This is a genomic window from Stutzerimonas sp. LR2, from assembly GCF_055755175.1.
The window spans coordinates 668828-686880 of the sequence record NZ_JBVTRR010000001.1; the positions used below are offsets into that span (position 1 = coordinate 668828).

Below are 18053 nucleotides of genomic sequence, written 5' to 3' on the forward strand. Positions count from 1 at the left end.
GGCCAGGGTTCCATGCAGTCTCCCCCGCGGAAGGAGTCCGGTTTGCCCGCAAGACTCGCGATCGGTTGGCATTCAATCGCATTTCTGGCTGCGTTCGCGCTGCTCGCCGCCCTCGGCTGGCAGGGCAAGCGAACCCAGGAAACGCTGCTGCAGACCAATCGGGCCGTCAGCCATAGCCTGGAGGTCATCACCTCGGTCCAGGCCATCCTCTCCTCCCTGCAGGACATCGAAACCGGCTCGCGCGGTTTCATCCTGACCGGCGATGCCAGCTACCTCGAACCCTACGAGCGCGGCCTGAATCAGCTGGAGGGCTATCGGCGTAGCCTGGAACAACTGGTCGAAGGCCGCAGCTATCCCGACCAGCGCTGGTTCCGCACGCTGGATGCAACCATTGCCGAACGCCTGCAGGTGGCTGCCGGCAATGTCCAGGCGCGCCGCGACGCCGGCCTGCAGGCGGCCGCCGAGCGCTTGCGCGGCGCCGGCGGCAACCTGCTGATGGATCGCCTGCGGGCGCTGCTCAACGCAGTGGAACAACAGGAGCGGCGCGAGCTGAAAGCAGCCAGCAGCGCCGTTGCCCAGACGACCGAGCGGGCCCAGCGTCTGGCCCTCATCGGCAGCCTGGTGGTGGTCGCGCTGCTTCTCATCGCCTTCTGGGCGGTACACCGTAATCTGCGCATCCGCCAGCAGCTGGCCGGCGCGGCGCAGGCAGGCGAGGCTCGGCTCGGAGCGCTGCTGCAGGCCATTCCGGATTACCTCTATGCGGTGGACCACCGACAGCAGGTATCCAGCCTGGCCGCGGGAACGGCTCGCCGGGCGCCCCAGCCCGCGGCCATCGAACCCCTGCTGCACGACCTGCTCCAGCAGCACGAAGACAGCGGTCTGCGGCAGAACACCTGGTGCGAGGTGCAGACCCGGCGCACCTTCGAGGTTCGCCTGATGCCCACCGGGCTGGGCGACCACCTGGCGATTGCACGGGACATCAGCGAGCTGCAGCGCAGCCGTGACAGCCTGCACGACCAGCAGTTGTTCCTGCGCCGGGTGGTGGACACCGACGACAACCTCATCTTCGTCCGCGACGCCCAGGGCCGCTTCCTGCTCTGCAACACCGCGCTTTCCGCCCTGCTCGACGTGCGACCGCAGGATATCGAGCAGCGCCACCCCGACGAGGTGCCTTCCGCTCGCCTGCTGCGACCGCTGCTGCTGGGCGACGACGAACTGGCGGCCCTGGCGAGCAGCAGCGGGGAGCTGCGCACCACCGAGGTCGCCTTGACCGACGCCCACGGCACCGAGCATTGGTTCCAGGTGGTCAAGCGACCGCTGCGCATCTCCGCGCGCACCTGCCATGTGGTCACGGTGGCGGTGGACGTCTCCCTGCGCCGGCGCATGGAGCAGATGAAGACCGAATTCATCTCCACCGTCAGCCACGAGCTACGTACCCCGCTGACCGCCATTCGCGGCGCGCTCGGCATGCTGATCGGCGGTATCGCCGGGCAGCTCAGCGACGAGGCCCGTCCGCTGCTGACCATCGCCCACAAGAACAGCGAGCGGCTAGTGCGCCTGATCAACGACATCCTCGATATCGAGAAGCTGGAAGCGGGCCGCCTGGCGTTCAACCTGGGCCGGCACGACGTGCGGCCGCTCGTCCAGCAGGCGCTGTCGGACATCACGCCGTACGGGCAGGACTACGGCGTCACCCTGGAATTCCTCGACGCCCCCGAGCTGGCCTCCAGTGAAGCAACCCTCGACCCTGACCGCTTCGCTCAGGTGATGGCCAATCTACTGTCCAACGCGATCAAGCATTCCCCCGCCGGCGGACGCGTGACGGTCGACCTGCGACGCAGCGGCGAAAGGCTCGAGATCGGGGTGCAGGATCGCGGGCCCGGCATACCAGAAGCCTTCCGCTCGCGCATCTTCGAGCGCTTCGCCCAGGCCGATTCGTCCGATGCGCGTCAGCGCGGCGGTACCGGGCTGGGGCTGGCCATTACCCGCTCGCTGGTCCAGCAGATGAACGGCAAGATCGGCTTCGATTGCCAGCCGGACCAGGGCACGCGCTTCTGGCTGCAGCTGCCGCTGGAGGAACACGCCCAGCCGCTCCAGCCGCAGGCACCGGCGCAGCCACTCAGCCTCGGCTCGGCGCCGCAGCAGACGCCCCTTATTCTGATCCTCGAACCCGATTGCCACGCCGCCGAGCAGCTGGCCGAGGCGCTGCACCAGCACGGCTATGCCACGCTGATCGCCCATGCTGCCGCCGAAGCACGCGAACTGCTCGGCCAGCACCGTGTCCAGGCGCTGACCCTCAGCCCGGCACTGGACGACGAGAACAGCGTGGCCTTCCTGCAGAGCCTGCGCAGCCAACACCACTACCGCAACCTGCCGGTGCTGATCGTCAGCGTGCAGCCGCAGCGCCGGGATGAGGATGACGGCCTGCTGCGCGGCGGTGCGGTAGGCGTGATCGACTGGCTGCACAAGCCGATCGACCCCTCCCGCGTCATGGAGGTGATTCGCGCCTGCCTGCAGCTCGGCGGGTCGAAACCGCGCATCCTGCACGTGGAGGACGACGACGACCTGCGCGTACTGCTGGCCAAGCAGATCGCCATGCTCGACGTCGACCTGGCCGGCGCCGCCACCCTGCAGGAGGCGCGTCAGCTGATCAGCGCGCAGCCCTTCGATCTCGCCATCATCGACCTGATGCTGCCCGACGGCGACGGCACCGAGCTGTTCGACCAGCTGGCGCAGAGCATTCCGCCCCCACCGGTGATCATCTTTTCCGCGCTCGACACCCCGATCCAGGACAACCGCCTGGCGCTGCGCCAGCTGGTCAAGTCCCGTCACGACGGCGACGAGCTGGCCAGGCTGATCCAGCACCTGTTGCAGCACTGGCCACCGGGCCACACTCACTCTGACGAGGTTCATGCATGAGCGAATCCGCCAGCAAGCGCATCCTCATGGTGGAAGACGAAGAAGACATCGCCTTCCTCATCCGTTACATGCTCGAACGCCACGGTTTCGTCGTCGACCATGCCGCCGATGGCCGCCAGGCGCTCGATCATTTCGCCCAGGCCGCCCCACCGGACCTGACCCTGATGGACATCATGCTGCCCTATCACGACGGTCTGGAGTTGATCGAACGGTTACGGGCACAGGCCGGTTGGGAAAACGTGCCGGTGCTGATGCTGACCGCCAAGGCACGCGAGGTGGATATCGTCCGCGCGCTGGAACTGGGCGCCGACGACTACGTGACCAAACCCTTCCAGCCGGAGGAACTGCTGGCACGCATTCGTCGTCTGCTGAGGGGGCGCCGATGAAGCGCGCGCTGCTGCTGCTTGCCCTGGCGATACCCTGCACCACGGCTTTGGCGGATATCGCCACGGCCGAGCGCCAGGTGCAGGCGCAGCAACTGGACGCTGCCGAAGCGACCCTGCGCGCACACCTGGCGCAGCACCCGGAAGACGCCGACGCGCAGTTCCTGCTGGCCCGGGTGTTGAGCTGGCAGGGCCGGCCGGAACAGGCCTTGCCGATCTACCAGCGCTTGCTGCGCCAGCAGCCGGACAATGCCGACTACCTGCTCGGCGAGGGCCAGGCACTGCTCTGGGCCGGGCGCCCGCAACGCGCGCTGGCGTCGTTGGAACGGGCCGCCAGGATCGCGCCGGACTACGCCGAGGTGCAGCAGGTGATCCAGCAGGCACGCGCCGCGCTGACCGTGCCCACCACGGCGACCGCCCCGCTACCCGTGACGGCCGCCGCGACCAAGCGCCGTCACGAGCTGGAGATCTCGGCGCGTCAGGACTGGCTGGACAGCGGCTTCGACAACTGGCGCAGCCAGCGCCTGGATTACACCTCGACCCGGCCGGAAAGCCTTGGCTGGTACGGTGCGCTGCTGCGTGAGCAGCGCTTCGGCGAATGGGACGAAGGCGTCGAGGCCGGCGCGGTGATTCCGCTCGACGACAACTGGACGCTGCAGCCGGAGGTCGGCTATCAGCCTTCACCCTATTTCCTGCCCGAGTGGCATGCCGATCTGCGCCTGCAACGGCGCCTGCCGGACGGCTACCTCGGTGCCGTCAGCGTTCGCCGCACCGAGTACGAGACCACCCGCGTCGACCGCCTCGCGCTGAGCGCCGAGCGTTACTGGAACGCCTGGCGCGCCGGCTACACCCTGAACGTGACCGACGTGGCCAACGCCGGCACGCCGATCGGCCACGATCTGGCGCTGGACTACTACTACCGGGGGCTGAGCTACGCCGGCCTGCGCCTGACCGTGGGCGAGGAAGAAGCGGTGGAAGAGCAGCAGCTGATCACCAGCGACGTGCGCGCCGTCAGCCTGCAGGGTCGTCACTGGTTCGACAGCCGCTGGGCGCTGAGCTGGGAAGTCGGCTATCACCAGCAGGGCAGCTACTACGACCGACAGTGGCTGCAGATCGGCCTGCGCCATGCGTTCTGACCTGCTGACCGGCTGCCCTCCCTGGCTGTGCGAGGCGCCCGCCCGGCTCTGGCTGCACGTCTGGCCTGAGGACCGCATGTTGCAGCTGGCGCTGTACTGCGCCTTCGGCCTCGGGGCGTTGACGCTGCTGGTGCTGCTGCAGGTGCTGCTGCTCGGCGAACTGTCGCGCCGGCGTGCGGTGCGCCGGCAGCAGTTCAACGAACAGTGGCGCCCCTACTTCGCCCTCTGCAGCCTCAGCGATGACGTGCCGACATCCCACGCGTCGCTGCCGCGGCGGCATCAGCTCTGGTTTCTGCTGCAGTGGAACCGCACCCAGCTGCAGTTGCGCGGCGCCGCCCGCGAGCGCATGAACCGCGCACTGGTCGCCCTGGGGATGGATCGTCAGGCGCTGCTCCTGTTACGGGGGCGGGTGCGCAGCAAGCTGATCGGCCTCACCTGCCTGCGCCATCTGGCCGACCCCACCCATTGGGACGCGGTGCAGCCGCTATTGCTCAGCCGCAACGCCATCGTCGCCCTGGCCGCCGCGCAGACGCTGGTGGCCATGGACCCGGCAAAGGCCATGCAGCTGATCCTGCCGGCGGCGGTGGAACGCCCCGACTGGGCGTTGCCGCGCCTGGTCAGCCTGTGCCAGCAGGCCGGTGAGCAGGCAGTGACCACGCCGCTACTGATCGTGCTGTCCAGCTCGCCAGACCCGCGCCGCGAGCGACTGGTCGGCCTGCTGGTGCATGGCGACCCGCGCCATGCCGCGCCCTGGGCGCGGGCACGGCTGGACCAGGGGGCGCCTGTCGAGCAGCTGCAGGTGGCGCTGCGCTGCCTCAGCGAGCTTGGCGACCCACGCGACCGCCCACGCCTGCTGCGCGCCCTCGGCCACGAGCAGGAGGGCGTGCGCCTGGCCGCCCTGCTGGCGCTGCACAAGCAGGCACGCCGGGAAGACAGCGAGCTGTTCCTGCCGCTGCTCGCCGACCGCAGCTGGTGGGTGCGCCAGGCCGCCGCCGATAGCCTGGCGACGTTGCCCGGCGCATCCCCGGACGCGCTGCAGCAGCTGCTCGAGCAGGTGCACGACCGCTACGGCAGGGACGCCCTGCGCCGGGCCATCGCGGAGGTGCGCCGGTGACGGTCGACTGGCTGTGGTGGCTGCAGGTCGCCTTCATCCTCTATTTCCTGCTGCTCAACGGCATGTACCTGCTGCTCAACCTGCTGTCGATGGGCAGCCTGATGGGTTACATCCGCCAGCGCGCAGAAACCGGCGAGCTGGCGCCTTATCTCGGCGTCGAACCGCCGGTGTCGGTGCTCATGCCGGCCTTCAACGAAGAGGCGACGATCCGCACCTCGGTGCGCTCGATGCTGCAGCTGCAGTACCCCGAATTCGAGATCGTGGTGATCAACGACGGTTCCAAGGACCGCACCCTGGCCGTGCTGATCGAGGAATTCGACCTGGTGCCGCACCCCGAGCCGTTGCGCCAGGCCGTCGCCCACCAGCCGGTGCAGGCCATCTATCGCTCGCGCCGCTACGCCAACCTGCGCGTGGTCGACAAGGCCAACGGCGGCAAGGCCGATGCGTTGAATGCCGGTATCAATGCCGCGCGCTACGGCCTGTTCTGTGGCGTCGACGCCGACTCCATCCTGCAGCGCGACAGCCTGTTGCGCGTGGTTCAGCCCTTCCTCGAGGACGAGCGCACCATTGCCGCGGGCGGCACGGTGCGCATCGCCAATGGCTCGCAAGTGCGTGGCGGCTTCCTGATCCAGGCCGGGCTGCCACGCAACTGGCTGGCGCGCTTCCAGATCGTCGAGTACCTGCGCGCCTTTCTGTTCGGCCGCCTCGGCTGGTCGCCGCTCAATGCCGTGCTGATCATCTCCGGCGCCTTCGGCCTGTTCGATCGCGAGCGGGTGATGGCGGTCGGCGGCTATCGCACCGATACGGTCGGCGAGGATATGGAACTGGTGGTGCGGCTGCACCGTTATCACCGCGAAAAGCGCATCCCCTACCGCATCCGCTACCTGCCGGACCCGATCTGCTGGACCGAATGCCCGGAAGACCTCGGTACCCTCGGTCGGCAGCGCAGCCGCTGGCAGCGCGGCCTGGCCGAAAGCCTCGGGCGTCATGCCCGCCTGGCCTTCAGCTTGCGTGGCGGCACGCCCGGCTGGCTGGCCTGGCCGTTCATGGCGCTGTTCGAGTGGATCGGCCCGCTGATCGAACTGGTGGGCTACGGCTTCATGCTGGCGGGCTTCGCCTTCGGCGCGGTGTCCTACGCGGCGCTGGCCGCCTTCCTGCTGGTGGCGATCGGCATGGGCATCCTGCTGTCGGTCAACGGCCTGCTGCTGGAAACCATGTCCTTCCGCGTCTACAGCCGTCGACGCGACATGCTGCAGCTATTCCTGATGGCCGTGCTGGAGAACTTCGGCTACCGCCAGCTCAACACCCTCTGGCGCTGCCGCGGTCTCTGGCAGTGGTTCTCCCGGCGCAAGCACCAGTGGGGCGTGATGCGCCGCAGCGGGCAGTGGGGGCAAAGCTAGCTGAACGCTCAAAAGACCGTAGGGTGGATCACGCTTCATCGATCCACCATGGCTGTGCAACAAGGTGGATGTAAAAGGCGACATCCACCCTACGGATGCCGTCAGAGCTGAATCCAGGTCGCCTTGAGCTCGGTGTACTTGTCGAAGGCATGCAGCGACTTGTCACGACCGTTGCCGGACTGCTTGAAGCCGCCGAACGGCGCGGTCATGTCGCCGCCGTCGTACTGGTTGACCCACACACTGCCGGCGCGCAGCGCCCGTGCGGTGCGGTGCGCCTTGGACAGGTCGGCGGTCCACACCGCGGCAGCGAGGCCGTAGGGCGTGTCGTTGGCGATCGCCACCGCTTCCTCGGCGCTGTCGAAGCTGATCACCGAGAGCACCGGGCCAAAGATTTCCTCCTGAGCAATCTTCATCGCATTGTCGACGCCATCGAAGATGGTCGGCTCGACGTACAGCCCGCCGGTTTCCTCCAGCGTCCGCTGGCCGCCGATCAGCACCTGCGCGCCGGCCTGACGCCCGGCGTCGATGTAGCCGAGCACGGTGTTGAGCTGCTGGGTGTCCACCAGGGCGCCGACGTTGGTCGAAGGGTCCAGCGGGTTGCCCGGCTTCCAGCCCTTGAGCGCCTCCACCACCATGGGCAGGAAGCGCTCCTTGATCGAACGCTCCACCAGCAGCCGCGAACCGGCAGTGCAGACCTCGCCCTGATTGAAGGCGATCGCACCCGCCGCCGCCTGGGCAGCCGCCTGCAGGTCGGGCGCATCGGCGAAGACGATGTTCGGGCTCTTGCCGCCCGCCTCCAGCCAGACGCGCTTCATGTTCGACTCGCCGGCGTAGATCATCAGCTGCTTGGCCACCCGCGTGGAGCCGGTAAAGACCAGCGTGTCGACGTCCATGTGCAGCGCCAGCGCCTTGCCGACGGTGTGACCGTAGCCTGGCAGGACATTGAGCACACCGGCCGGAATGCCGGCGTCGATCGCCAGCCGGGCGATGCGGATGGCGGTCAGCGGCGACTTCTCGGACGGCTTGAGCACCACCGAGTTGCCTGTGGCCAGTGCCGGGCCGAGCTTCCAGCAGGCCATCATCAGCGGGAAATTCCACGGCACGATGGCCGCCACCACGCCGACCGGCTCGCGGGTGACCAGGCCCAGCTGGTCGTGGGGCGTGGCCGCCACCTCGTCGTAGATCTTGTCGATCGCCTCGCCGCTCCAGCGCAGCGCCCGCGCCGCACCGGGGATGTCCACCGCCAGCGAGTCGCCGATCGGCTTGCCCATGTCGAGGGTCTCCAGCAGGGCCAGCTCCTCGCGGTTCGCTTCCAGCAGATCGGCGAAGCGAATCAGCACCGCCTTGCGCTTGGCCGGCGCCAGCTTCGCCCAGCTGCCTGCCTCGAATGCGGTACGGGCGCTGGCCACTGCACGCTCGGCATCGGCCTGGTCGCAGCTCGCGACCTGGGCCAGCACTCGCCCGTCCACCGGGCTGATGCAGTCGAACTGGCCTCCATCCGCCGCGGCGCAATACTCACCCTGGATAAAGGCGCGACCTTCGATGTGCAGGTCGCGGGCACGCTGTTGCCAGTCGGCGAGGGTCAGGGTGGGCATGGTGCATCCTCTCTCAGGTCTTCGGGGCTGTTGAAAAGGCACCCTAAACCAGCGGCGCGGACCCTATCAATATTTTTTACGAACGGCCGGTCAATCGCCTTGTTTTGTTCGTTTTATTAAACATAGACTCCGATCAAAACGCTGCGGCGCCGTCGCAGCATAGTCGCTCGTCGCCGGAGCTCGCCCATGTCCCAGGATTTTGCCACCTCGCCCGAACACTTCTGGATGCCCTTCACCGCCAATCGCCAGTTCAAGGCCAGTCCGCGCCTGCTGGAGCGCGCCGAAGGCATGTATTACACGGCGAGCGACGGCCGCCAAGTGCTCGACGGCACGGCAGGCCTGTGGTGCTGCAATGCCGGCCACGGGCGCCGCGAGATCAGCGAGGCGGTGAGCAAGCAGATCGCCAGGATGGATTTCGCCCCGACCTTCCAGATGGGCCACCCGCTGCCCTTCGAGCTGGCGCAAAAGCTCGCCGCCATCAGCCCCGAGGGACTGAACCGGGTGTTCTTCACCAACTCCGGATCGGAATCGGCCGATACCGCGCTGAAGATCGCCCTGGCCTATCAGCGCGCCATCGGCCAGGGCAGCCGTACCCGCTTGATCGGCCGTGAGCTGGCCTATCACGGCGTCGGCTTCGGTGGCATGTCGGTGGGTGGCATGGCCAACAACCGCCGCGCCTTCGGCCCGATGCTACCCGGCGTCGATCACCTGCCGCACACCCTCGACCTGCAGCGCAACGCCTTCAGCAAGGGCCTGCCGCAGCATGGCGTGGAGCGCGCCGATGAGCTGGAGCGGCTGGTGACGCTGCATGGCGCGGAGAATATAGCCGCGGTGATCGTCGAGCCGATGTCCGGCTCGGCCGGGGTGATCCTGCCGCCGGTGGGCTATCTGCAGCGGCTGCGCGAGATCACCGCCAAGCACGGCATCCTGCTGATCTTCGATGAGGTCATCACCGGCTTCGGCCGCGTCGGCGAAGCCTTCGCCGCGCAGCGCTGGGGCGTCACGCCGGACATCCTCACCTGTGCCAAGGGCCTGACCAACGGCGCGATCCCCATGGGTGCGGTGTTCGTCGCCGAACGGCTGTACGACGCCTTCATGCAGGGACCGGAAAGCGTCATCGAGTTCTTCCACGGCTACACCTACTCCGGGCATCCGGTGGCCTGCGCCGCGGCACTGGCGACCCAGCAGATCTATCAGCAGGAAAACCTGTTCCAGAAGGCCATCGACCTGGAGCCCTACTGGCAGGAGGCGCTGTTCAGCCTGCGTGACCTACCCAACGTGATCGACATCCGCACCGTCGGGCTGGTGGCCGGCGTGCAGTTCGCCGCCCATGCCGATGGCGTCGGCAAGCGCGGTTACGAGGTGTTCCGCGAGTGTTTCGAGAACGGTCTGCTGGTGCGCGCCAGCGGCGACACCATTGCGCTGTCGCCGGCGCTGATCGTCGAGAAGGCCGAGATCGACCGGATGATGGAGCTGCTCGCCGACGGCATCCGCAAAGCCGGCTGACACAGCGCTGCGGGAGGCGACCCGGCCTGTCAGATCAGGCCGGGCGCTAATGGCCTGTGCGGTGAGTGGGTCGAGGCAAGTCCGGATGGCTATGGGCGCCGAAATTGACCAACTGAACTCACCAGACAGGCCTCCAGATCACAGCGACTCCAGGCAGTCCGCCAGGGTGTCGCCCAAACCTTCGAGCAACTGTTCGTAGCCCTTGGCGTCCGTCGGCAGGCCGACGCCCAGCACATCCAGTTCAGCCATCTTCACTGGCAAGCCGGCGGTCAGCGTTTCAGCCAGACGCGGGCGCGCCGGCGGCTCGCTGAACACGCAGCTGGGTCCGGCCTGCTGCAGGCGCTCGCGCATCGCCGCCACATGCCGCGCGCCCGGCTGCGCTTCGCCACCGGCAGTGAACACGCCGGCATGGCGCAGCCCGTAGGCGGCCTCGAAGTAGTCGTAGGCCTCATGGAAGACGAAGAACGGCTTGTTCTGCACCTTGGCGAAACGCTGCTTGAGCCGCCCGTCGAGTGCCTCGACGCGCTCGGCGAAAGCGCTGCTGTTGGCCTGGTAGCGCCTGGCGTTGGCCGGATCGGCAGCAGCCAGATCCGCCGCCATGCGCTCGGCGATCACCACGGCGTTGGCCGGCAGCAGCCACAGGTGCGCATCGAGCGAACCCGGACGATGGTCGTGATCGTGCTCGTCGGCATGGGCGGCGTGGTCGTGCTCATGCGCGTCATCGCGGTCGTGGTCGTGGTCGTGGTCGTGGTCGTGGTCGTGATCGTGATCGTGATCGTGATGATCGTCCTCGGCATGTGTGTGCGCATCGCCGAAGCGCCGCAGGGTCAGCTTCGGCAGGTCCTGCACGGCCACCGTCATCCCTTCACGAGCGCTCAGCGCGCGCGGCAGGAAGCTCTCCAGATCCGGACCGATCCAGTAGAACAGCTCGGCATCGCGCAGACGCCGCACGTCGGACGGGCGCAGCGAATAGTGGTGCGCCGAGGCGCTGGCCGGCAGCAGCACATCGGGCTGGCCGACGCCGTCCTGCACCGCCGCGGCAATCAGCTGCAAGGGCTTGATGCTGGTCAGAACGCGCACTTCGGCCTGGGCGCAGGTGGCACCGGCGAGCAGCGCCGCCAGCAACGGGAGGGAGAAAAGACGATTCACGGGCATCACTCGAAGGGGTTGAATTGGTACATAATAACGTCTCTCCCCCAACACGTCGCCGCCCATGTCCAAGACCCCGCTGGCCTGCACGCCCCATGACCACGACCACTGCGTCAGCCACGCGCTGGCCGAAGCCGACAGCCTCTGCGCGCGCCAGGGCGTGCGCCTGACCGCGCTGCGCAAGCGCGTGCTGGAGCTGGTCTGGCAGAGCCACAAGCCGCTCGGCGCCTACGACATTCTTGCCGTGCTGAGCGAGCAGGACGGCCGACGCGCCGCGCCGCCCACCGTGTACCGCGCGCTGGATTTCCTCTTGGAGAACGGCCTGGTGCACCGCATCGCCTCACTCAACGCCTTCATCGGCTGCAACCACCCGGAGCATCCGCATCAGGGCCAGTTCCTCATCTGCCGTCTCTGCCACACCGCCATCGAGCTGGAGCGCCCGGCCATCGCCGAGGCCATCGACAGCGCCGCGGGCAGCGTCGGCTTCTCCGTCGAAGGCCAGACCGTGGAAGTCGTCGGGCTCTGCTCGAACTGCCGGAACGCCGCATGAGCGAGGTACTGCTGCGGCTGGATGACATCCATGTGCGCTTCGCCAATCAGAACGTGCTGGAAGGCGCGCAACTGCAGGTGCATCGCGGCGAGATCGTCACCCTGATCGGCCCCAACGGGGCCGGCAAGACCACCCTGGTGCGCGCCGTGCTCGGCCTGCTCAAGCCCGACCATGGCCAGGTCTGGCGCAAGCCGCGGCTGCGCGTCGGCTACATGCCGCAGAAGCTGCACGTCGACCCCACCCTGCCCTTGTCGGTGCTGCGCTTTCTGCGCCTGGTCCCCGGCGTCGACCGCGCACGCGCCCTCGCGGCGCTGGGTGAAGTCGGTGCCGAGCATGTGATCGACAGCCCGCTGCAGAAGATCTCCGGCGGAGAAATGCAGCGCGTGCTGCTCGCCCGCGCCCTGCTGCGCGAACCGGAGCTGCTGGTGCTGGACGAACCGGTGCAGGGCGTCGACGTCGCCGGCCAGGCCGAGCTGTACCGGCTGATCGGCGTGTTGCGTGACCGCTACGGCTGCGGCGTGCTGATGGTCTCCCACGACCTGCACCTGGTGATGAGTGCCACCGATCAGGTGGTCTGCCTGAACCGCCACGTCTGCTGCTCGGGACATCCGGAACAGGTCAGCAGCGACCCGGCCTTCGTCGAGCTGTTCGGCCAGGATGCGCGCAGCCTGGCGATCTACCACCACCAGCACGATCACAGCCACGACCTGCACGGCAGCGTGGTGATCGGCAAACCCCACGTCCACGGCCCGGACTGCAAGCACTAGACAGAGCATCAGATGCCCGATTTCCTTCTCAACGCGCTGCTCGCCGGCCTGGCCCTGGCGCTGGTCGCCGGCCCGCTCGGCTCCTTCGTCGTATGGCGGCGCATGGCCTATTTCGGCGACACCCTGTCCCACGCCGCGCTGTTCGGCGTCGCCCTCGGCCTGATGCTGGACGTCAACCTGACGCTGGCGGTGACCGTCGGCTGCGTGCTGCTCGCCCTGCTGCTGGTGACCCTGCAGCAGCGCCAGCCGCTGGCCTCCGACACCCTGCTCGGCATCCTGGCCCACAGCACGCTATCGCTCGGCCTGGTCTCGCTGAGCTTCATGAAGGATGTGCGTGTCGACCTGATGGGCTACCTGTTCGGCGACCTGCTGGCCGTCGGGCCGAGCGACCTGGCCTGGATCATCGGTGGCAGCGCACTGGTGCTGCTGATGCTGATCCCGCTGTGGCGACCGCTGCTGGCGATCACCGTGCACGAGGAGCTGGCCAAGGTCGAAGGCCTGCCGGTGGCCGGCATCCGCCTGGCGCTGATGCTGCTGATCGCCGTGGTGATCGCCGTGGCGATGAAGATCGTCGGCGTGCTGCTGATCACCTCACTGCTGATCATTCCCGCCGCCGCCGCACAGCGCCATGCGCGCACGCCGGAACAGATGGCGCTGGGCGCGAGCATCCTGGGAATCGTCGCCGTGTGCCTGGGGCTGATGCTGTCCTGGTACGAGGACACTCCGGCCGGCCCGTCCATCGTGGTCAGCGCCGCCGCACTGTTCCTGCTCAGCTTCGCCTGGCCGAAGCGCGCATGACCGATCTCAAGTACCTGCGCGGCTACCCTGAAGCGCTGCTGGTTCAGGTGCGCCAGCTGATTGCAGAGGACCGTCTGGGCGATTATCTGCAGCGGCGTTACCCCGCACGGCATGAGGTGCAGAGCGACAAGGCGCTGTACGGCTACGTGCAGACGCTCAAGCAGGAGTACCTGAAAAGCACGCCGCCGATCGACAAGGTGCTCTACGACAATCGGCTGGACCTGACCCATCGGGCGCTGGGCCTGCATACCGCGGTGTCACGGGTGCAGGGCGGCAAGCTCAAGGCAAAGAAGGAGATCCGCGTCGCCGCACTGTTCCGCGACGCGGCGCCGGAGTTTCTCAGGATGATCGTGGTGCACGAGCTCGCCCACCTGCGCGAGAGCGAGCACAACCGTGCGTTCTACAAGCTGTGCGAACACATGCTGCCCGGCTACGGGCAGATCGAGTTCGACCTGCGGCTGTTCCTGCACTGGCGGGAGCTGCAGGACGGCTGACCAGCCGCCCGGCGGTCCTGGAGCCTGCGTAGGGTGGAAAACTCGCGAAGCGATTTCCCACGCGCCAGTGCCCGGTTTCGCCTCATGCCGGACCTGGCGCCTCATCCGCGTGGATGGCTTCGGCCATCCACCCTACCCTGACCCGTTACGCCGGGATCGCCTCCGCCGCGGCCTCACGCGCCCACACCCGGTGCTGACCGAGCGCCTGAGCGAAGTTGCCGAATACCGCATCGACGTCATCGCCCTCCAGCAGCCCGTTGTCGGCAGTGAGGTTCAGCGATGCCAGCAGCGGCCGTGCCGCACCGAGCACCACGATGGGTTTCAGGTGCTTGTAGGCCTCCAGCAGGTAGTGCTTGGCTTCGCCGGACTTGGCCATGGCCGCAGCCGCATCGGCACCGCCGGGGACGAACACTGCGTCGAACATCACCGAGGGCATGCCGTCCATCGCGGCGTCGACCGGCAGCATCTTGCCGTCCGCCGTCTTCACCGGCGCCGGCGAGGGGCCGACGATCTTGGCCAGCGCGCCCTGCTCGGCCAGCTTGGCCTTGAATGCATCGATCGCCGCACCATCGACGCCGTTGGCCACCAGAATGGCGATCTTGCGCGACTTGATATTGCCCGGTGCGTGGTTCATCAAACTCAGGGCCGGCGAGCTCTGCGGGGTCGGTACCTTCGGCGCTACGGTCGGCGCAGCGGGTGCCGGCAGGCCGAGGTTCTCGGCCACGCGGCGGGCCAGCTCCAGGTCGATGTTGGCGAGGATCTCGTTGACCTGACGCTCACGGATGAACACCCGCTCGACCTTGCCCAGCTCGAAGGTATAGGCACCGATGATGTGCTCCTTCTCCGGACCGCTCATGCTGTTCCAGAACAGCGTGGCCTGGGAGAAGTGGTCGCCGAAGGACTCGCTGCGGTTGCGGATCTTGTGGCCTTCGACCCGCTCGGGATAGCTCTCGAAACCGCCGCCCTGAGCTGCCGGCGGGGTTTCCTTGGGCCAGCCGTTGTCGATCGAGTTGGGCTCGTAGTTGGCGCGGCCCTTGTGGATCGTCTGGCGATGGAAGGCGTCGCGCTGGTTGTTGTGAAACGGACACAGCGGACGGTTGATCGGGATTTCGTGGAAGTTCGGCCCACCGAGACGCAGCAGCTGGGTGTCGGTGTAGGAGAACAGCCGGCCCTGCAGCAGCGGGTCGTTGGTGAAGTCGATGCCCGGCACGATATGGCCGATGTGGAAGGCGGCCTGCTCGGTCTCAGCGAAGAAGTTGTCCGGGTTGCGGTTGAGGGTCATCTTGCCGAGCTTCTGCACCGGCACCAGCTCCTCGGGGATGATTTTGGTCGGGTCCAGCAGGTCGAAGTCGAACTTGTGCTCGTCGGCCTCCTCGACCACCTGCACGCCCAGCTCCCACTCGAAGTAGTCGCCCATCTCGATGGACTCCCACATGTCGCGGCGGTTGAAGTCCGGGTCCTTGCCGGCGATCTTCAGCGTTTCGTCCCAGACCAGCGAGAAGGCGCCGGCCACCGGCTTCCAGTGGAATTTGACGAAGCGGCTGACGCCCTCGGCATTGATCAGGCGGAAGGTGTGCACGCCGAAGCCTTCCATCGCCCGATAGCTGCGCGGCAGGGCGCGGTCGGACATGGTCCAGAGCACCATGTGTGCGGACTCAGGCGTCAGCGAGACGAAATCCCAGAAGGTATCGTGGGCCGATTGCGCCTGCGGGATCTCGTTGTGCGGCTCGGGTTTCACCGCGTGGACGAAGTCCGGAAACTTGATGGCGTCCTGGATGAAGAACACCGGCATGTTGTTGCCGACCAGGTCGAAGTTGCCCTCGTCGGTGTAGAACTTGGTGGCGAAGCCGCGCACGTCGCGCACGGTGTCCGCCGAGCCGCGCGAGCCCTGCACGGTGGAGAAGCGCACGAACACCGGCGTCTCCTTGCCTTCGGCGGCGAGGAACGAGGCCTTGGTCAGCCAGCTGTGGTCGGCGTAGCTGACGAACACGCCGTGCGCCGCGGCACCGCGGGCATGCACGATGCGCTCGGGGATGCGCTCATGGTCGAAGTGGGTGATCTTCTCGCGCATGATGAAATCTTCGAGCAGCGAGGGCCCACGGCCGCCGGCCTTGAGGGTGTTCTGGTTGTCGGCGATCTTCACGCCCTGATTGGTGCGCAGCGCCTCGCCGGTGGCGTCGCTGCGAAACGCTTCCAGCTGGTCGAGCTTGGCGTTGTGATTGGCGCGGTCGACAGTGTCGGTACCGGCCAGCTCGCTCTGTTGCGGGGTCTTGTCGGTCATGGTGGGCCTCCGTTTGCGGTGAGCGGTACCGCGAACGATCGGCCCGGAACGCGGGGCAGACACATGATCGATTCACGGCGTACCGGTTAGTGACCCCATTGATCGCCGCAAGGTTGCCGCCTGCGACGATTTGCTTTGCCTATCAGCTCCATGGATTTGCTCAATCGCAGCGGCGCAGGCGAGCGACGTCGCCGGCAAACGGGTAGAATGCCGGGCTTTCGCCGATCATCCCGGCAACAAACGTCGCACCCACAAGGTTCGCCCGTGATCGAATTCCATCAAGTCCATAAAACCTATCGGACCGCCGGCCGCGATATTCCCGCGCTGCAACCGACGCAGCTGGAAATCGCCTCCGGTGAAGTGTTCGGTCTGATCGGCCATTCCGGCGCCGGCAAGAGCACGCTGCTGCGCCTGATCAACCGCCTCGAGGAGCCCTCCGGCGGACGCATCCTGGTCAACGGCGAGGACGTCACCGCGCTGGATGCCGACGGCCTGCGGCGCTTCCGCCAGCGCGTCGGGATGATCTTTCAGCACTTCAACCTACTGATGTCCAAGACGGTGGCCGACAACGTCGCCATGCCGCTGCGCCTGGCCGGCATCCGCTCGCGCAGCGAGATCGACGCCCGCGTCGCCAGCCTGCTCGAACGCGTCGGGCTCAAGGACCATGCACGCAAGTACCCGGCACAGCTCTCCGGCGGCCAGAAGCAGCGCGTCGGCATCGCCCGCGCGCTGGCCACCGAGCCGAGCATCCTGCTCTGCGACGAGGCCACCAGCGCCCTCGATCCACAGACCACCGCCTCGGTGCTGCAACTGCTGGCCGAGATCAACCGCGAGCTGAAGCTGACCATCGTGCTGATCACCCATGAGATGGATGTGATCCGCCGTGTCTGCGACCGCGTGGCGGTGATGGACGGCGGCGCGATCGTCGAACAGGGCCCGGTGACCGAGGTGTTCCTGCACCCCAAGCACCCGACCACCCAGCGCTTCGTGCTGGAAGACGAGGCAATGGATGAAAGCGAGATGCACGATGACTTCGCCCACGTGCCGGGCCGCATCCTGCGTCTGACCTTCCAGGGCGATTCCACCTACAAGCCGCTGCTGGGCACCGTCGCCCGCGAAACCGGCGTCGACTACAGCATCCTGTCCGGGCGCATCGACCGCATCAAGGACACCCCCTACGGTCAGCTCACCCTGGCGCTGATCGGTGGTGACATGGCGGCGGCGATGAGCCGTCTGCAAGCCGCTGACGTGCATGTGGAGGTGCTGCGCTGATGGAAGCCTTGTTCAGCTCTTTGTTGGGGAACGTGGACTGGTACGAAATCTGGCTGGCCACGCTGGACACCCTGCTGATGCTCGGCGGCTCGCTGCTGTTCACCATTCTGCTCGGTCTGCCGCTGGGCGTGCTGCTGTTCCTCAGCGGTCCGCGCCAGCTGTTCGAGAACGGCCCGCTGTACGCCGCGCTGTCGTTCGTGGTCAACGTGCTGCGCTCGCTGCCGTTCATCATCCTGCTGATCGTGATGATTCCCTTCACCGTGCTGATTACCGGCACCTCGCTGGGCGTGGCCGGTGCCATCCCACCGCTGGTGGTGGGCGCCGCGCCGTTCTTCGCCCGCCTGGTGGAGACCGCGCTGCGCGAGGTCGACCGCGGCATCATCGAGGCCACCCAGGCCATGGGCGCCACCACCCGGCAGATCATCTTCAGCGCATTGCTGCCGGAAGCGCGTCCGGGCATCATCGCCGCCATCACCGTCACCGCCATCACCCTGGTGTCCTACACCGCGATGGCCGGTGTGGTGGGTGCCGGCGGCCTTGGCGACCTGGCCATCCGCTTCGGCTACCAGCGCTTCCAGACCGACGTGATGGTGGTCACCGTGGTCCTGCTGCTGGTGCTGGTGCAGCTGCTGCAGAGCCTCGGCGACCGGCTGGTGACCCACTTTTCGCGCAAATGAACCGCAACCAGG

15 protein-coding genes are annotated in these 18053 nt (G+C 67.3%); 12 read left to right on the forward strand and 3 right to left on the reverse strand.

From position 1 onward, the window contains the following. Window positions 1-42: 42 nt before the first annotated feature. The 5 genes from ACVRRC_RS03095 to ACVRRC_RS03115 are packed head-to-tail and all read left to right on the forward strand — an operon-like array spanning window position 43 to window position 6952. The gene (locus tag ACVRRC_RS03095) at window positions 43-2919 is read left to right on the forward strand and encodes a CHASE3 domain-containing protein (protein WP_472996614.1); all 2877 of its coding nucleotides are present in this window, start codon (window positions 43-45) and stop codon (window positions 2917-2919) included. Then, window positions 2916-3305 carry a response regulator transcription factor gene (locus ACVRRC_RS03100; RefSeq protein WP_019407346.1) on the forward strand — a complete coding sequence of 130 codons (390 nt, stop codon included), beginning with the start codon at window positions 2916-2918 and terminating at the stop codon, window positions 3303-3305. The genes ACVRRC_RS03095 and ACVRRC_RS03100 overlap by 4 nt, the downstream gene beginning before the upstream one ends. Further along, window positions 3302-4438 carry a YaiO family outer membrane beta-barrel protein gene (locus ACVRRC_RS03105; RefSeq protein WP_003282393.1) on the forward strand — a complete coding sequence of 379 codons (1137 nt, stop codon included), beginning with the start codon at window positions 3302-3304 and terminating at the stop codon, window positions 4436-4438. The genes ACVRRC_RS03100 and ACVRRC_RS03105 overlap by 4 nt, the downstream gene beginning before the upstream one ends. Next, on the forward strand, window positions 4428-5552 hold the full coding sequence (locus ACVRRC_RS03110) for a HEAT repeat domain-containing protein (RefSeq protein WP_017245987.1): 1125 nt from the start codon (window positions 4428-4430) through the stop codon (window positions 5550-5552). Before ACVRRC_RS03105 ends, ACVRRC_RS03110 begins: the two co-directional genes overlap by 11 nt. Further along, complete coding sequence (locus ACVRRC_RS03115) at window positions 5549-6952, forward strand: glycosyltransferase family 2 protein (RefSeq protein WP_011911299.1); 1404 nt, start codon at window positions 5549-5551, stop codon at window positions 6950-6952. Before ACVRRC_RS03110 ends, ACVRRC_RS03115 begins: the two co-directional genes overlap by 4 nt. A gap of 101 nt (window positions 6953-7053) precedes the next feature. Here the strand turns inward: ACVRRC_RS03115 and ACVRRC_RS03120 are convergent, their stop codons facing one another. Next, complete coding sequence (locus ACVRRC_RS03120) at window positions 7054-8547, reverse strand: aldehyde dehydrogenase (RefSeq protein WP_061374476.1); 1494 nt, start codon at window positions 8545-8547, stop codon at window positions 7054-7056. Window positions 8548-8733: 186 nt separating this feature from the next. On the opposite strand from ACVRRC_RS03120, the gene aptA reads away from it, so the two are divergent. Further along, the gene (aptA, locus tag ACVRRC_RS03125) at window positions 8734-10053 is read left to right on the forward strand and encodes an omega-aminotransferase AptA (protein WP_472996615.1); all 1320 of its coding nucleotides are present in this window, start codon (window positions 8734-8736) and stop codon (window positions 10051-10053) included. Window positions 10054-10191: 138 nt separating this feature from the next. Here the strand turns inward: aptA and znuA are convergent, their stop codons facing one another. Then, a complete protein-coding gene (gene znuA, locus ACVRRC_RS03130; RefSeq protein ID WP_472996616.1) occupies window positions 10192-11202 on the reverse strand; it encodes a zinc ABC transporter substrate-binding protein ZnuA in 1011 nt (336 codons plus the stop codon). Window positions 11203-11266: 64 nt separating this feature from the next. Here znuA and zur point away from each other — a divergent pair, with 64 nt between their 5' ends. From zur to ACVRRC_RS03150, 4 genes are read left to right on the forward strand one after another with little or no spacing between them, the layout of a single operon-like run. Continuing rightward, window positions 11267-11752: a zinc uptake transcriptional repressor Zur gene (zur, locus tag ACVRRC_RS03135; RefSeq protein ID WP_013981214.1), complete on the forward strand. Its 486-nt coding sequence runs from the start codon at window positions 11267-11269 to the stop codon at window positions 11750-11752. Beyond that, entirely contained in the window at window positions 11749-12519 is a 771-nt protein-coding gene (gene znuC / locus ACVRRC_RS03140; RefSeq protein ID WP_013981213.1) for a zinc ABC transporter ATP-binding protein ZnuC, read from the forward strand. Before zur ends, znuC begins: the two co-directional genes overlap by 4 nt. Window positions 12520-12531: 12 nt before the next feature. Then, on the forward strand, window positions 12532-13317 hold the full coding sequence (znuB, locus tag ACVRRC_RS03145; RefSeq protein WP_020308607.1) for a zinc ABC transporter permease subunit ZnuB: 786 nt from the start codon (window positions 12532-12534) through the stop codon (window positions 13315-13317). Further along, window positions 13314-13811, forward strand: a complete 498-nt coding sequence (locus ACVRRC_RS03150; RefSeq protein WP_014595333.1) for a YgjP-like metallopeptidase domain-containing protein — start codon at window positions 13314-13316, stop codon at window positions 13809-13811. The genes znuB and ACVRRC_RS03150 overlap by 4 nt, the downstream gene beginning before the upstream one ends. A gap of 145 nt (window positions 13812-13956) precedes the next feature. On the opposite strand, the gene katE is transcribed toward ACVRRC_RS03150, so the two are convergent. Continuing rightward, the gene (gene katE / locus ACVRRC_RS03155; protein WP_260869675.1) at window positions 13957-16131 is read right to left on the reverse strand and encodes a catalase HPII; all 2175 of its coding nucleotides are present in this window, start codon (window positions 16129-16131) and stop codon (window positions 13957-13959) included. A gap of 225 nt (window positions 16132-16356) precedes the next feature. Here katE and ACVRRC_RS03160 point away from each other — a divergent pair, with 225 nt between their 5' ends. Further along, window positions 16357-17364 carry a methionine ABC transporter ATP-binding protein gene (locus ACVRRC_RS03160; protein ID WP_106442589.1) on the forward strand — a complete coding sequence of 336 codons (1008 nt, stop codon included), beginning with the start codon at window positions 16357-16359 and terminating at the stop codon, window positions 17362-17364. Then, window positions 17364-18041, forward strand: a complete 678-nt coding sequence (locus tag ACVRRC_RS03165; protein WP_011911288.1) for a methionine ABC transporter permease — start codon at window positions 17364-17366, stop codon at window positions 18039-18041. Before ACVRRC_RS03160 ends, ACVRRC_RS03165 begins: the two co-directional genes overlap by 1 nt. Window positions 18042-18053: the final 12 nt, after the last annotated feature.

Coding starts and splice junctions, on each gene's coding strand:
- ACVRRC_RS03100 (WP_019407346.1), top strand. CDS start 2,916: ATGAGCGAATCCGCCAGCAAGCGCATCCTCATGGTGGAAGACGAAGAA.
- ACVRRC_RS03105 (WP_003282393.1), top strand. CDS start 3,302: ATGAAGCGCGCGCTGCTGCTGCTTGCCCTGGCGATACCCTGCACCACG.
- ACVRRC_RS03110 (WP_017245987.1), top strand. CDS start 4,428: ATGCGTTCTGACCTGCTGACCGGCTGCCCTCCCTGGCTGTGCGAGGCG.
- ACVRRC_RS03120 (WP_061374476.1), bottom strand. CDS start 8,547: ATGCCCACCCTGACCCTCGCCGACTGGCAACAGCGTGCCCGCGACCTG.
- aptA (WP_472996615.1), top strand. CDS start 8,734: ATGTCCCAGGATTTTGCCACCTCGCCCGAACACTTCTGGATGCCCTTC.
- zur (WP_013981214.1), top strand. CDS start 11,267: ATGTCCAAGACCCCGCTGGCCTGCACGCCCCATGACCACGACCACTGC.
- znuC (WP_013981213.1), top strand. CDS start 11,749: ATGAGCGAGGTACTGCTGCGGCTGGATGACATCCATGTGCGCTTCGCC.
- znuB (WP_020308607.1), top strand. CDS start 12,532: ATGCCCGATTTCCTTCTCAACGCGCTGCTCGCCGGCCTGGCCCTGGCG.
- ACVRRC_RS03150 (WP_014595333.1), top strand. CDS start 13,314: ATGACCGATCTCAAGTACCTGCGCGGCTACCCTGAAGCGCTGCTGGTT.
- ACVRRC_RS03165 (WP_011911288.1), top strand. CDS start 17,364: ATGGAAGCCTTGTTCAGCTCTTTGTTGGGGAACGTGGACTGGTACGAA.